This window comes from Megamonas sp., from assembly GCF_986095205.1.
This window is the reverse complement of record NZ_CFQVBI010000040.1, coordinates 1-13,163: the sequence shown is the minus strand read 5'-3', so window position 1 is coordinate 13,163 and position 13,163 is coordinate 1. Positions and strand designations below refer to the sequence as shown.

The 13,163-nt window shown below is 32.3% G+C and carries 14 protein-coding genes; 2 read left to right on the top strand and 12 right to left on the bottom strand.

What is annotated here, in order from left to right:
• Window positions 1–18 precede the first annotated feature (18 nt).
• The 12 genes from AC5LAX_RS06020 to AC5LAX_RS05965 form a co-directional block, all read right to left on the bottom strand.
• Window positions 19–678 carry a hypothetical protein gene (locus AC5LAX_RS06020; protein ID WP_004295384.1) on the bottom strand — a complete coding sequence of 220 codons (660 nt, stop codon included), beginning with the start codon at window positions 676–678 and terminating at the stop codon, window positions 19–21.
• A 2-nt stretch (window positions 679–680) separates the two neighbouring features.
• Window positions 681–1,184 (bottom strand): hypothetical protein, encoded by a 504-nt coding sequence (locus AC5LAX_RS06015; RefSeq protein WP_130061989.1) that lies wholly within the window; start codon window positions 1,182–1,184, stop codon window positions 681–683.
• 12 nt (window positions 1,185–1,196) lie between these two features.
• On the bottom strand, window positions 1,197–2,036 hold the full coding sequence (traN, locus tag AC5LAX_RS06010) for a conjugative transposon protein TraN (RefSeq protein WP_004295380.1): 840 nt from the start codon (window positions 2,034–2,036) through the stop codon (window positions 1,197–1,199).
• 1 nt (window position 2,037) lies between these two features.
• Entirely contained in the window at window positions 2,038–3,147 is a 1,110-nt protein-coding gene (gene traM, locus AC5LAX_RS06005) for a conjugative transposon protein TraM (protein ID WP_007559128.1), read from the bottom strand.
• Window positions 3,148–3,150: 3 nt separating this feature from the next.
• Entirely contained in the window at window positions 3,151–3,582 is a 432-nt protein-coding gene (locus AC5LAX_RS06000; protein ID WP_007559125.1) for a hypothetical protein, read from the bottom strand.
• The gene (gene traK / locus AC5LAX_RS05995) at window positions 3,582–4,196 is read right to left on the bottom strand and encodes a conjugative transposon protein TraK (RefSeq protein ID WP_005647312.1); all 615 of its coding nucleotides are present in this window, start codon (window positions 4,194–4,196) and stop codon (window positions 3,582–3,584) included. Before traK ends, AC5LAX_RS06000 begins: the two co-directional genes overlap by 1 nt.
• A gap of 32 nt (window positions 4,197–4,228) precedes the next feature.
• A complete protein-coding gene (locus AC5LAX_RS05990; RefSeq protein ID WP_007559121.1) occupies window positions 4,229–5,251 on the bottom strand; it encodes a TraJ family protein in 1,023 nt (340 codons plus the stop codon).
• Window positions 5,244–5,900: a hypothetical protein gene (locus AC5LAX_RS05985; RefSeq protein WP_042994649.1), complete on the bottom strand. Its 657-nt coding sequence runs from the start codon at window positions 5,898–5,900 to the stop codon at window positions 5,244–5,246. The genes AC5LAX_RS05990 and AC5LAX_RS05985 overlap by 8 nt, the downstream gene beginning before the upstream one ends.
• Window position 5,901: 1 nt before the next feature.
• The gene (locus tag AC5LAX_RS05980; RefSeq protein WP_493263802.1) at window positions 5,902–6,489 is read right to left on the bottom strand and encodes a hypothetical protein; all 588 of its coding nucleotides are present in this window, start codon (window positions 6,487–6,489) and stop codon (window positions 5,902–5,904) included.
• 97 nt (window positions 6,490–6,586) lie between these two features.
• A complete protein-coding gene (locus AC5LAX_RS05975; RefSeq protein ID WP_042994648.1) occupies window positions 6,587–9,427 on the bottom strand; it encodes a TraG/VirB4 family ATPase in 2,841 nt (946 codons plus the stop codon).
• A 306-nt stretch (window positions 9,428–9,733) separates the two neighbouring features.
• Window positions 9,734–10,048, bottom strand: a complete 315-nt coding sequence (locus AC5LAX_RS05970) for a DUF4134 domain-containing protein (RefSeq protein WP_004295370.1) — start codon at window positions 10,046–10,048, stop codon at window positions 9,734–9,736.
• Between the two features lie 19 nt (window positions 10,049–10,067).
• On the bottom strand, window positions 10,068–10,409 hold the full coding sequence (locus AC5LAX_RS05965; protein ID WP_176800382.1) for a hypothetical protein: 342 nt from the start codon (window positions 10,407–10,409) through the stop codon (window positions 10,068–10,070).
• A gap of 130 nt (window positions 10,410–10,539) precedes the next feature.
• Between AC5LAX_RS05965 and AC5LAX_RS05960 the strand changes: the two genes are divergently transcribed.
• Both AC5LAX_RS05960 and AC5LAX_RS05955 read left to right on the top strand, forming a co-directional pair.
• On the top strand, window positions 10,540–11,148 hold the full coding sequence (locus tag AC5LAX_RS05960) for a recombinase family protein (RefSeq protein WP_229033911.1): 609 nt from the start codon (window positions 10,540–10,542) through the stop codon (window positions 11,146–11,148).
• A gap of 424 nt (window positions 11,149–11,572) precedes the next feature.
• On the top strand, window positions 11,573–12,583 hold the full coding sequence (locus AC5LAX_RS05955; RefSeq protein ID WP_005780952.1) for an ArdC family protein: 1,011 nt from the start codon (window positions 11,573–11,575) through the stop codon (window positions 12,581–12,583).
• Window positions 12,584–13,163: the final 580 nt, after the last annotated feature.

Below are 13,163 nucleotides of genomic sequence, written 5' to 3'. Positions count from 1 at the left end.
TTATTTTCTTTTTCATGATTATCTTATTGCTATAATAGGTCTGATTTTAAATGAATTTCTTTTGCTTGTACTGGTTGCTCTTCCTTTTGTTAATGAAGAAATTAGTGCAAACACTTTAGGAGTATCTTTTCCTGCTCCATCTTCTGTAGAACTCCAGTACCAACCATCAAAGTGCGTTCCTCCAATGATTGAGAAAGAAGAATATACCTTTTCAAGATTGTTAGAGATTGCTTTGTTTTGTGCGATAGAGCCAATAAACCAACCTGTAACACCTTTTGGCGCATATTCTATAGCTTTTTGAGCTGCTGGATAAGCTAAACTATCCTTTATAGCAAAGTTCATTATTGCGGCAGTATTAGCTGCTCCATCAAAGCTGTTTTCATCTTCCGAAACATTAGCTATATCCTCGTCTGTGTCTATTAAAGGATTTTCTTCTAAATCTTCTAATGAAACGGCATAAGCGGTTTCTTTTATATTTGGATTATTCCCATCATTACACCAAAATACAACTCCAATGGCTTCTTTTTCACTGGGTGAAAAAAGCGAGGGATGCACTATACTTCCATCACTACATAAGATACTACCCGGCTGTAATGATGTGTCTATAATATCTTCATGTTTTGTACATGATGATATTACCCCTATAATGGATAATAGAATTATATATATTTTTTTCATACTTATTTATTTATTGGAAATTTGACACCTACTAATAATCCATTTCGGAAATGGTCACGTGTCCAAAATACAAAATCATTTTTTTGCATTACAAAGACTTGCATTCCATTTCTAAATGAATAGCTATATTCTAAACCTATATCGATGGAAGCCTGAAACCCTTTTCTGTTAGCTCCTAAATCTGCTCCAAACCGCCATCTTAAATTACTGTTTTTGCCTCGTGAGATTGTAGGTTTATATGCTGCACCTATGCCGAATGTTTTATAGCTCCAGAAACTATCAGAGCATACCTTATTACATACCGGGCATTTATCATATGCTGTAGCTAAATCAATATATAGTTCATAAGCATTGTGATATTTACCTTCAAACTCCAGCCCTACAACTGCATTGACGGTATTTTTCCATTGCCAACCTCCTGAAATATTAAAAAACTTATCACCATCACCAGCCATTGACTTTAGGGAAAAAAATAAGGTGATAACAAGAAATGCTATTCTTTTCATAATCGTAAAATTTTATTCAGTAAAAGCATCTGCATGAAGAATGTCTGCATAATCAATTCTTAATGTTATAGTACGTCCTGAAATCTGTTTTTCAGATATTTCTATGGTAAGAACTTTTTCGTCTGGGAAAGTAAATTTTTCAAAGACAAAAATATTTCGATAGTTCTTCTTGAAAACAAGATTCTTATTAACTTGCATCAATGGAAGTATTTCTATAGATTGAAAATTAGTAGCCTTTGTTTGTTTTTTATCTTCTATTTTGAAGCGTATTTGGTCTATATCATATCGTATTTTTGTTTTATTAATCATAGAAATATCAATAAAGAAATACTTATCTAATGTGTAGATATTGTTTAGTACAATTTTCATTAGGTTACTTTTACTGGAAACATCATAGAATTTATTTTTTGAAATAAACATTCTATGTGCGTAATCATACATTTGTGCTTTGGTTAAGTTCACTTCTGGATTCATATAGCTACGTAAATCAGCATAAGGGATATTAAAGCGAGTGTATGCTTTTGCTAAATCGCTACTATATACTAGCATATATTGTACGAAAAATCTTTCTGTAACAATGGTGATAACTCCACTAGCTCCTTCTTTTGTGGGCTTTATTCTAAGAGAGTTACCAGTAGGAATATCGCCAACAATATCATTGACTGATATATCAACATATTTTATATCTTCCATAGCTATAAAATGCGTTGAAACATCTTTGTTGACATATATAACCTTTAGTTCTTCTGGGTTTTCACCTGCAAGCTCGATGTTTTCTCCAATAGGGGTGTTCTGTGCATTTCCTGTAATAACAGAAACCATTGTGCATAATGCAATAAAAATCTTTCTCATATTATTGTTCTTTATCTTTGTTGTTTACTAAAAAAACTTGTGTGTTATATTTTAATTTGGCTTTGTTTTTTTTGATGTTTTTGGAAAGAGCTTGGGTTGTACTACGGTAAGCATCTTGTAAAGCACCTAAAGCGAATTGTTCTACTCCTTCTGATTGGCTGTTCATTTGTATAGTTTGGCTTCCTATTTGCGCTCCAACATCTTTACTCAAATCTCTAAAAGCTGATGAAGGAACAAAGAAACCTTCTTGTCCGTCATTATCATATACAGATAAATCTACTTTCATTTGTCTGCCATCAACCATTATAGAGGAAATATTAATGTGTACTCTTTGAGCTTTAAAGCCAGATACATTCCCATATAGGTAAGTGCCTTTAGTTAAAAGAGCGTCATTAATCATTATATCATCTAGAAGCCGTATGCGTACTCGGCTACCATCTGTTACTTTTAAAGTTTCATCTAATATAGCTGTGATTAGTGAAGTTTTTTGTTCTTTCCCTACAGTATTAAAATATACTTCTGCGGGATTTTTCGCTTTTACAACTTCTATAGCCTTTTCTTTTGGCTTTTCATCTTGTTTTTTTTGAGGTGTTCTAGGACGTGGATTTTGTAATGAATCTATATAAGCCATTTGCATTTTAAAAAGTTCCATTTCTTCTTGCATCTTGGATTTTTCAGGAGCTTTCCTAGTTTCTGTTTGACTTGATTCATCTATAGTAGGAAATCCTTTTATTTGTTGTTCCAATTCCTTTTCTCGGATTCTAGAAGCTTGATTTAAACTGTCAATTTGCCTTATTTCATCATTGGAGTAAAGAGAACCTGAACTTTCAATTTCGCTAACTTCTTCTTCTTTATCTATGGTTTGTATTGATGAATAATCAGAAGATTTATTGAAAGCTCCTTTGAGTGATTCAAATTTACTTTTTATCTCTCTTTTTTCTAAATTAGCATCAGGAATATCAAGATTTAATTCTTCCGTTTCTACTAATGTAGTTTCTTCTGCTGGGGCAGAGTTTATCATATCCTTAACTAGCCATCCTATCCCTAGAATAAAAGGTAGGATGAGTATCGGAATGATGTACTTAGGCTTTTTAATATCAATCTGTTTCATACGCTATTTATTTAATTTATTGTATAAATTTTTTATTCGTATAGTGTCTTCTGGAGTTAATTTCCCATTTTTTCTTAGCTCATTAATTTCATTTTGCATTTTAATCACTTCTAACAAGTCGTGAACTCCTACTTGTTTTTTTTGTAGGGTACTATCAATGTTAATTTGTACTTTGCTTTTTTCTTCGTTGAAAACTTGCATTGGCTTTCTTTCTGGACGCATTACTAATGATAGAATTGTGACGAAAGAAAGGAATGAAATCGTAATTCCAAACATAGCTTTACGGTGTATATCAGCCCACGCCAATAAGCGTTCACAAGCGTTATTAACTCCGAACTTTTGAAATATTTTAGTAAGAAGAACAACTGTAGCTTGCTCGGCTTTAGTCTTGATACTTTCTTTTCTATCATTCTTTTTATGTTTAAACAGTTTCATTAGAAATTCTTTTTTACTTTATAATCTAGGTCTTTGTTGAGTATCGTTTTCCAATCTGTGATAATAAGTCCATGAGGATTATTTTCAGTGCGTGGAATTTGTCTTAATTTCCCTGTAGTTACAAGTTGCCTTTTTAGAATAGAGGTTTCTCGCTCTATACGTTGGATGCCATAGTACTCAAAAGATAGGTTGTTCATGTCCACCTTGATACTATCTGTCATAATTGTTACTGTTGCAGAACTCGCTAATATGGTGTTGAAATATCCTTTTTCTTTTAAATTATTATATTGTTTTAATCCGCTATCATCAATTAGATACATGGCTTTTTCCATGTTGTATTTTATAAATTCATCGTCTGGTGGTAATGTGAAAAATAAAGTGTGGAATAGATTTATGTGGCTCTTACATTCGACTTCCAAGTTGACTTCTGTACCAGTTTGTTTTACTAGTACAGGGACATCATTATCCAAAACATATATTTTTTTTCTTTCAGCTTTTACTAAAGAGAAACAAAAGGCTAGTACCATACCTGAAATAACTATACTAGTTGCAAAACAGCCAATGGATAAAATTCCGGCTAATTTGATTTTATTTTCTAAGTTTTTAATAATCATGATTATGTGAATTTAAAATTTAATGAATCTTTTTACATAGCTGCACTGGCTCCACCTGTAGCCGGAGCTGCTACAGCTTTGGTTGCGATGGCTGCTCCTCCAACCATGCCTCCAACTGCTTGCCCTACTCCAGTTGTACTTACAATCCATGTAGAAACAAAAGGTATTGTAAGCATGGCAAATGCTCCAAGTAATGCTGTAAGAAGGAAGCTATTGACACCTCCAGAGGTCATTCCGACATACATGACAAATGCAGCTTCATTTCTAAGCGCATATTCTAAAATTTCAATTTCTCTTTCTATCCCATATTGCATTACTACTAAAGAAATTGATAATACTATATATGCAATACATGAATATAAACTAACACTGACAAAACGAGCTATCCATTGTATATAAGCATCCCGAAATGCAGGTAAAACAGAGAATGCAAAAGCTAGTGGACCAAGAATAACTAATATTCCTGTGAATATGATTTGTAGGAAAAAGACAAAATAGGTACATACTTGCCAAAAAGTAACGACAATAAATTCAATGATATTAAACATTATCATTTTAACCTTAGCGACTACATATACATATAATCCAGCTATCTTGTCTCCAATAGCTGAGAAGTCTATACTAAAATCATACCATTTCTTATCCTTAACTTCATTTTCGGCTCTTTCAACTTCTAATGAAGTATGTAATAACTCTACTGCTACGCTATCAATGAGTGCATATCTATTACGAGAAAGTAATTCTACTTCTTCTATCTGATTCGTAAACATAGCCTTGCTTCGTGCTGTTAATAACTCTCCGGGATAACTGATTAGATTAATAAAGGGAATCCAGAACATAAGAACCAATCCCAGTGCGAATGGACGCAATAACGGGATAATCTCTAATTTTTTATCTCCACTCATCATTTTGAAGCTTTCTACTCCAAAATATAACAACATAAAGATTGCTGCCAATGCTTGTGCATCCGCAATAAATTCTCCGAATAGAACAGTTGTTTTATCTCTTAGTCCATCAAATAATTCAAATAAGAATTTATCTATTAACTCATTCATGGCTCATTATTGTTTTATTTATATTATTCAATCTTGTTATTAATGAAAGAACCTCTATTAGTTCTTTATCAAAATCTAAATAGGCTTCCCTTTTTTTAGAGTTACTCATATGGGAATCATGGATTATATCTATGTTCTTTTTTATTCTAGTAACTTCATCAGTTATAACTTCAACATGTTCTTTATTACCGCCATTAGAAGAATATTCGACAAGTTTTTTATTTATATCATTAAGAATATCATTTCTACGATTTTTAGTTAAAGTATATTGATAATCAATTTCTTTATCTCCAAATTTGAAGAGTTCCTGTCTATATATGGTATCAACATTATACCCTTCTTTTTCTGTTTCTGATTTATTGTACTCTACGGCTGCCATCATGGGAATTTCTTGTAACTGGAAATTACGTCTATCTTCCTTCCCGTATTTGTCGTGTAACCCTAAGCCCGGCAAAGGAATTTTAATACCCAAAACCTTTTTATACCATATCCAGTAATGATACCATTCTGGTTGTAGTCGTACTCTATCCATAAATTCCATATTATTAAGTACGCTCCATTTCCCTTTATCCTTTACAGGCATTTGGGAATAGATATTAGAAGTACCAATAATCAACATTAGGGAAAAAAATAAAAGCACTCTTTTCATATTATCTTTTAGGTTTTATTTTATAATTCTGTAATAAATCATCAACTAATTTTGAACGATTATCTTTGTATTTAAATACCCCCGGAGCTAATGTTTGTAATACTCCATTTCTTTTTGCTGTTTTCATCTGTCGGCATACAGCGTATGCTATACCTCTCATGTTTCTTAGTTCATTAATAACATACTTAAGCAAGTCTATTCTTTGCTTATTATCCATAAGGTTTACATCTGTCCCGACAATAGCGACCTGATAAATGTATTGTGTCAAATCCGCAGTGCGATTAACTAATTCTAGCTCTGTTTTTGCTGACACCAATAATAAAGCCGGGTCACCTACAGCAAGTTCAACCATTTGTTTTTGATATTTACCAATATCTGCTGCAATATCAGTGCAGTAGATAATATCTTTTCCTGTTTTTATGATGGCTTCTACAGATTTTAGGCTATTATAAAATTTGCTTTGGAAAAATTCAATCTGAACCATTTTTTCACTGATTTGTTTTTGTATAAGGCTTATTTGAGCTTCATTCTCTTTCACTTTAGAGAAAGAAGTATGTTGCACCTTATGATTAGCTATAAGTGTTTCCATACAGGTTATATCCAAGACTGCCTTTTGCGAATATGCAACTTGGGTTAAAGTAGATGCTACCACTAAAATAAATAGGATTTTCTTCATGATATTATCTTTAACGGTTTGTAATCCATTTGTATTTATCTAGGATATACTTATATAATGGTTGTTCCCCTATGATGTTAAGTATATCTTTTAGGCTTCCATCATCGGAGTGATACCCCAGTACCTTATTGACTTGTAAAACCCAATCCATATTTTTTAATTTGGAAGATTTTAGGTCTATTATAAAATTATCCAATCCTGTTTGGAAACTACCATAAATGATATGATAATATCCAACAGCATCTTTTTCAATTCGTTCTGTAGTAAATGTGAAATATTCGTGTAGAGAAACCTCTACTCCAAATACATTTCCATAATTTCCTCTTTTTATAAATACTTCATTAAACCGATTACGGTTTTCTTTATTGGGAAGTTGATTTATGGTAAATATTTGCTTTTGATTTACTTCCGTTAGGGATAAAAGATTTGCTATTTCTTGATATTTGTCTATAAATTTACTTTGGTCTAATAGGCATATAATATCGGAGTTGCTGATTATAGAGTTTTTGACTACAGGATTACTAATTATGTCCTCCAGTTCTTGAGTAACAACCATTGCCATACCCCAAAATTTACGAACTGTTTTATACAAATAGAGTATATAGCCAGCCATCATTGGGCTAGCTATGGCTTTCCATGCTTCTTCAATTATTAATGCCTTTCTGTTCTTTTTTAATCTCATTTTTTGAATAAAAACGTCCATAATAATTAAGGTTACTATTGGAAATAATTCAGGGTCATCTTTAATTGCATCAATTTCAAAAACTATAAAGGGTTCTTCAAAAAGGGAAGTGTCAAAATCCTCATTAAGAGTTTTTTCTAACTGTCCTCCTTTATAGAATTTTTTTAATAGAAACTTATAGTTAGTAATATCAAAATCAATTTTGTTCTCTTTGCAAATGATAGGTATAATGCGTAGGGAAAATTCGTAGAAAGAGTTAAAAGATAAGCTTTCAACTTTTATTTCTTTCAATATATCTTCCTTCTTCTGGATTCGTCTTTCTATTATAGAAAGTAATCTAGTTTCAGGATTATCAAGCTCTTGGCGTGTAAAGCCTTTTTCGATGAGAATGTTTTGTATCGCTTTTTCTGCGTTGGTTTTTTCTCCGCCTTCTCCTTTTTCTACTAGTTGCTGTAATTTCTCTATTTTTTCGGAAAGTATCTTGCGTTCTTCTTTTTCCCTTTCGTTTTCAAATTCTTCTTCATTGACTTGAAATTCGAGTAGTAAATTTTCACGTATGGCTTCTTTTTCCGCATCTGAATAACCATTAAAGGGATGAAAGTAGAAAGAATAGTATTTTTCTATGGTAATATCCATAATTTCTTCTTCTTGCTTTTTGACCTCACCATTTGCACCTTTCCATATCAGGAAAATTAATGATTTAAGAAAGTTTTTCTTTTCTACATTATACTCTTCTTCAGTAATTCGGAAAGGATTCATAGATATAGGCTTGCTTTCAGAATAAGTAATGTATTTGCCATGATAGTATTCGCACATTCCTGAATAACTATGCCCTGTATCTACCAATACAATATCAGTGTTATCTAAAACCCATTGTCTTACTTTGGAGTTGACATAGAAAGACTTACCAGAACCACTTGGACCTAAAACAAAGAAGTTGGAGTTATTTGTATATTTTTTCTCACCTTCTTTCCCGGACATATCTATTCCAACAGGCAATCCTTGTCTGTCAGTAAAATAAGTAAGAAAAGGGCTGTTTTCTGTTACTTGTAATTTTTCCTTGAACAAAAGACAAATTGCAGCATCGGAAGTTGTTAGAAATTTGTCATAACTGTTTAGGTTGATTGCGTTTCCTGGCAGTGCACATTCGAATAATTCTAATTGGTTGAAGCATTGTTTATTAATAATAATGCCACAATCAAAAAGAGATGTTTCAACATAGTTGATAGCCTTACTAATATCATCAAGACCAGCAAGAATGATATTATAATGTGCATATACAAGCATTTGCCCTTCTCTGGCAATATCCGACTGCACTCGTTCTATGTCTTCTACACATAAATCATTTGCAGGGTCAGGCATTCCTTTATGTTTTTTCTTTTTGCCTTCTAATTTGTTTGCTTCGTTTCGTTGGTCTGGAATATTTATTACTTGATTATAGATAATTGTGTCTATACTTGGTGTATCATGCAAAAAAGAGAGTAAGTCAACAGGAAATCTTAGCCCAATATTGACCTCTTTATATGGTTTTATAATAGAAGGAAAATTAACTTCGTCAATATCTACAAGAGAAATGCACTGTACGTTTTTTTCTCCAATTATAAGATTTTCTTCTCTTGCTTTGATATTTTTTAGGCTTACTGTTTGCTGATTGAAATTGATAGATAGAAATCTTTTTATATATATTTCTATTTCATTTTCATTTAATAGTTTAGCTCTTATTCCTCTATTAGCGAATAGTCCTAATACTTTTGTGATGTTTCTAATAAAAGTATCAAACCTTCGAGGGTCAAAAGAAAAGAATTTAGACCTTTCTACTTCTCCTGTAATAACAAGATAAGTAGAAATATCAGTATATATTCGTCCTTTAAAATGTTCAAAATAACGATTTGATAAATAGTCGTTCTTCCTATTCTGGGGTGGTAAAAATGATTTTTTACATAGAATATCCTGTTTTTGTATTGTATATCCAGTTCCTAATACTTTGAGGATATTAGTAAATAAGTGGTGAAAATCATAGTAAGCATCCATATCTGCTGAATACTGTATTATAGGATTTTCACATTTAATGATAACAGAATAGTCGCCCCTTCGGTTATAAAATATAGGAGTATTGTCTATTGTTTCAATACCAATATAAGGAGCTTCAAATTCACTTTTCTTTTTCATAAGCTTTATTTTTTTCTATCTCTTATAAAAGTGCGTGATACTATATATATGCCTTTTCGTTTATCTTTCCTGTGAAGCCCTTTTCTTTGTAATTGCGATGTTATTCCTAACCCTCCAAACATAACTATTACAAGAGTTATACCTCCCCACATAAAAGAAGCCAGAGTAGAAACAATAGCACATAAAAGTAAAGCACTAATAATACAAGCTCCACCGATATATATGAACTTGCCTTTAAATCCTTTGAAAATAAGGGGCTTTTGTAGCCCCTTATATACATTGTAACTTGGATACTCTTTCGACATATTAGATTCCGAAGAATGCTTTTACGACAACACCTGATACAACCAGAAAGATACATGACCCCATCCAGCCCATAACAGCCTTTTGTACATCTTGGTCACCAGAGTTCCATTTTAAATAAACTCGCACTGCTCCAACTAATCCTACTAGACCTCCTAGTATCATCATCATGTTTCCTAGGGGGTCCATGTAGGTTGCAAGTTCAGAACTAGCTGCATCAATTCCCGCAGCACCTTGTGCAAAAGTGTTAGTTACTACCATTATGCTAATGGCTAAAGCGAATGCTCTTTGAGCAATTTTTGAAAAAAACTTTTTCATTTGAATAAAAATTAGTTGTTTATTTGTTAAAATTTACGTGTGAAAACATGTTTTTCCCTTTAGCAAGAAGTTGTTCCATTGGAATACCTTGTGTTTCAACTTCCATTTCAATAGATTCATTTACAGATACATAATTCTGTTCAGATTCTTTTTTTTCATCCTCTTTTTTGTATGAGCCTGTTTCAAAATCTTCATCTACAACTTTGTGAGGTATTTCTTCTTCCTCTCCTATTGAAATAATTTCTTCTTCTTCACCTGTATTGGTTTTGCTTTGCTTTAGGAAAGCATCATACAGAATGTTTGCAGCATAGTAAACTACATAAATGGCAAATACAGCCATGATAAATTGTGAATAACTCATATTCTTAAATTTAAAAGTTTCATTAATCGACCCTTTTTCTGTACTTTTGATTTATAATAGTACTAGAGGTAATAACAGGGGAAAAAGCCCTAGTTTAAAATAGTTTCGCGAATAGTTGAATTTATGAAACTTGGATTTAAATAAAATGGAGATAATAGGCTACGCTCGTGTTTCAACGAGGGAACAGAATTTAGATTTGCAGCTAGATGCTTTAAAAGAAGCCGGATGCAAACTTATATTTGAGGAAAAAGTATCAGGAGTAAAGGATAGACCCGAATTAGATAAAGCCCTTGCATATTTGCGAGAAGGTGATACTTTTGTTATCTGGAAGCTAGATAGATTAGGACGTTCTTTGAAAGATTTAGTTTATATAGTTGATTGTTTGCAGAAAAGAAAAATTGCATTCAAAAGCATAGTTGATGGTATTGATACTAATAGTGCTTTAGGAAGATGTCAATTTGGAATTTTTGCTTCATTGGCTGAATATGAACGTGAAATAATAGTAGAACGAACTAGGGCTGGATTACAAGCTGCAAAAGAACGAGGGAAACTTACGGGACGACCTATAGGGTTATCGGAAGATGCAAAGAGAAAAGCTATAGCAGCAAAGCGTTTATATGAAAATCGGGATTATTCTATAGATGAAATATGTAGAATTTTACACATTGGAAGTAAGGCTACTTTGTATAGGTATTTACGTTATGAAAAAGTAAGATTGATGAATAGAAGAAATAAATAGGGCGTTACCTTTCAGGTCGGGCTTTTCGCTGCAAGTCCTCGCTACGCTGTGGGCTTTCCGCTGCAATCCCTAACGCATTTTCCCACCCACCCTTCTAAGGTATATCCAATGCTTTGCTTTTTTCACCGCTTCTATGAAGCACCTACAAAAGCAAGGCATTGGATATTCGGTTTTATAGACTTCATGTTCCCTAAAGGGAATATTCCGTTTATAAAACCTTATCTCTCACCCAAAATATATAAAACTTTAGGGAAAAGATAATACGTTAAAAATCAGCCAATTATAAACTATTTTTAACAAAAATAATTGTCTTATTATTTGCGACATTTATAGAAAATTACTATCTTTGAGTATTGAAAATAAAGAGATAAATAAACTTTTAAAGCTGGTTTGGCTGCCAGTATAAAGAACAGCAAACAAAATTATGAAATCTACTTTTGATAAAAATGCAGAGAAGTTTGTAAACCTTATGGTTGAAAAAATTGAAAGCTTGTCTATGAATTGGCAAAAACCTTGGTTCTCTAAAGTCAACTCTAAACAGAACTTTTTACCACAAAATTTAACAGGTCGTACTTATAGTGGTGGAAACGCTTTTTTACTTTATTTTTTGTGTGAAAAATATAATTATCAAACTCCTGTTTTTTTGACATTCAATCAAGCACGAAACGAAGGTATTAATGTTCTAAAAGGTGCTGTTGCTTTTCCTGTTTATTATACATTATTTTGTGCTTATCATCGTCAGACAAATGAAAAAATTTCATATGATGAATATAACAAATTATCAGAAGAAGAACAAAAAGAATACCGTTTAGCAGCTTATACAAAATATTTCCAAGTTTTTAATTTAGACCAAACAAACTTTGCGGAAAAATATCCCAATAGATGGGATATATTAAAGGCTAAATTTTCAGGAGAGGAACAGCCACAAGAAGAGAAAGAAATGTATGTAAATCCAATACTTGATGAAATGAATAAGAATCAAAATTGGGTATGTCCTATTCAAACGGTTTCTAGTGATAGTGCGTTTTATTCAATATCAAATGATAGCATTACTTTACCTTTAAAGAGCCAATTTAAGGACGGAGAAAGTTTTTATGGTACAGAATTACATGAAATGGGACATAGTACAGGTGTTAAAAATAGACTAAATCGAAAAGGATTTTATGAAAATGATAAATTCAATTATGGGCGTGAAGAACTTGTAGCAGAATTAATATCGGCTTTGTCTGGTGTATATTTGGGTATTTCTGTAACCGTCAGAGAAGAAAATGCGGCTTATTTAAAATCATGGTGCAAAGCAATAAAAGAAGAACCTAAATTTTTATTTACTGTATTGGCAGATGCTATTAAAGGTAGTAAATTCATAGCCCAGCATCTAAATATAAGGCTAGATGTGGAAGAAGTTGAAGAAGAGAAAAATACAAAGGTTGCTTAAAGGTTCCTTCCCCCCTCATTGGGGGGAGTTCTTTTTTCAAACGCCAAAAAAGAACCAAAAAGGCTTAATCGCTTCACTTTGTTACGCTCCAATAGTTTTGCTATCGGTAAACCCACCCACCCTTCTAAGGTATGTTTCTTTATCCCTTCTGCAATCCTTAGTAAAGTTCCACTACCTTTTAGGTAACTCCACTTTAGTAAGCATTGCAGAAGCGGAAACATGACGCAAATTAAAATACATTCTCACTTTGAGAATACATTTTAATGCGTCTTGTTGTCTAACCCAATAAGAACTATAGGGAAAGAAATTGATACCGTACTTTTCGGAGTTGCGGCATTGATGGGTAAACATGGCATGATGAAATGATACCGAATTATCATGCTCGATATGTTCTGAAGAACGCCTTTTTGATACCAAATACAAAAAGCTGCTGGAAGCCGGACACAAAAAATTGATACCATAAAACATTAGGGAAAAAGAACAAAGAGAAAACACTATATATAAATAATATATGAATATATAATATATAAACCTATAAACATATAATATATGATTAATATACTCCACTTCCAGAAAGAGC

Coding starts and splice junctions, on each gene's coding strand:
- AC5LAX_RS06020 (WP_004295384.1), bottom strand. CDS start 678: ATGAAAAAAATATATATAATTCTATTATCCATTATAGGGGTAATATCA.
- AC5LAX_RS06015 (WP_130061989.1), bottom strand. CDS start 1,184: ATGAAAAGAATAGCATTTCTTGTTATCACCTTATTTTTTTCCCTAAAG.
- traN (WP_004295380.1), bottom strand. CDS start 2,036: ATGAGAAAGATTTTTATTGCATTATGCACAATGGTTTCTGTTATTACA.
- traM (WP_007559128.1), bottom strand. CDS start 3,147: ATGAAACAGATTGATATTAAAAAGCCTAAGTACATCATTCCGATACTC.
- AC5LAX_RS06000 (WP_007559125.1), bottom strand. CDS start 3,582: ATGAAACTGTTTAAACATAAAAAGAATGATAGAAAAGAAAGTATCAAG.
- traK (WP_005647312.1), bottom strand. CDS start 4,196: ATGATTATTAAAAACTTAGAAAATAAAATCAAATTAGCCGGAATTTTA.
- AC5LAX_RS05990 (WP_007559121.1), bottom strand. CDS start 5,251: ATGAATGAGTTAATAGATAAATTCTTATTTGAATTATTTGATGGACTA.
- AC5LAX_RS05985 (WP_042994649.1), bottom strand. CDS start 5,900: ATGAAAAGAGTGCTTTTATTTTTTTCCCTAATGTTGATTATTGGTACT.
- AC5LAX_RS05980 (WP_493263802.1), bottom strand. CDS start 6,489: ATGGAAACACTTATAGCTAATCATAAGGTGCAACATACTTCTTTCTCT.
- AC5LAX_RS05975 (WP_042994648.1), bottom strand. CDS start 9,427: ATGAAAAAGAAAAGTGAATTTGAAGCTCCTTATATTGGTATTGAAACA.
- AC5LAX_RS05970 (WP_004295370.1), bottom strand. CDS start 10,048: ATGAAAAAGTTTTTTTCAAAAATTGCTCAAAGAGCATTCGCTTTAGCC.
- AC5LAX_RS05965 (WP_176800382.1), bottom strand. CDS start 10,409: ATGAGTTATTCACAATTTATCATGGCTGTATTTGCCATTTATGTAGTT.
- AC5LAX_RS05955 (WP_005780952.1), top strand. CDS start 11,573: ATGAAATCTACTTTTGATAAAAATGCAGAGAAGTTTGTAAACCTTATG.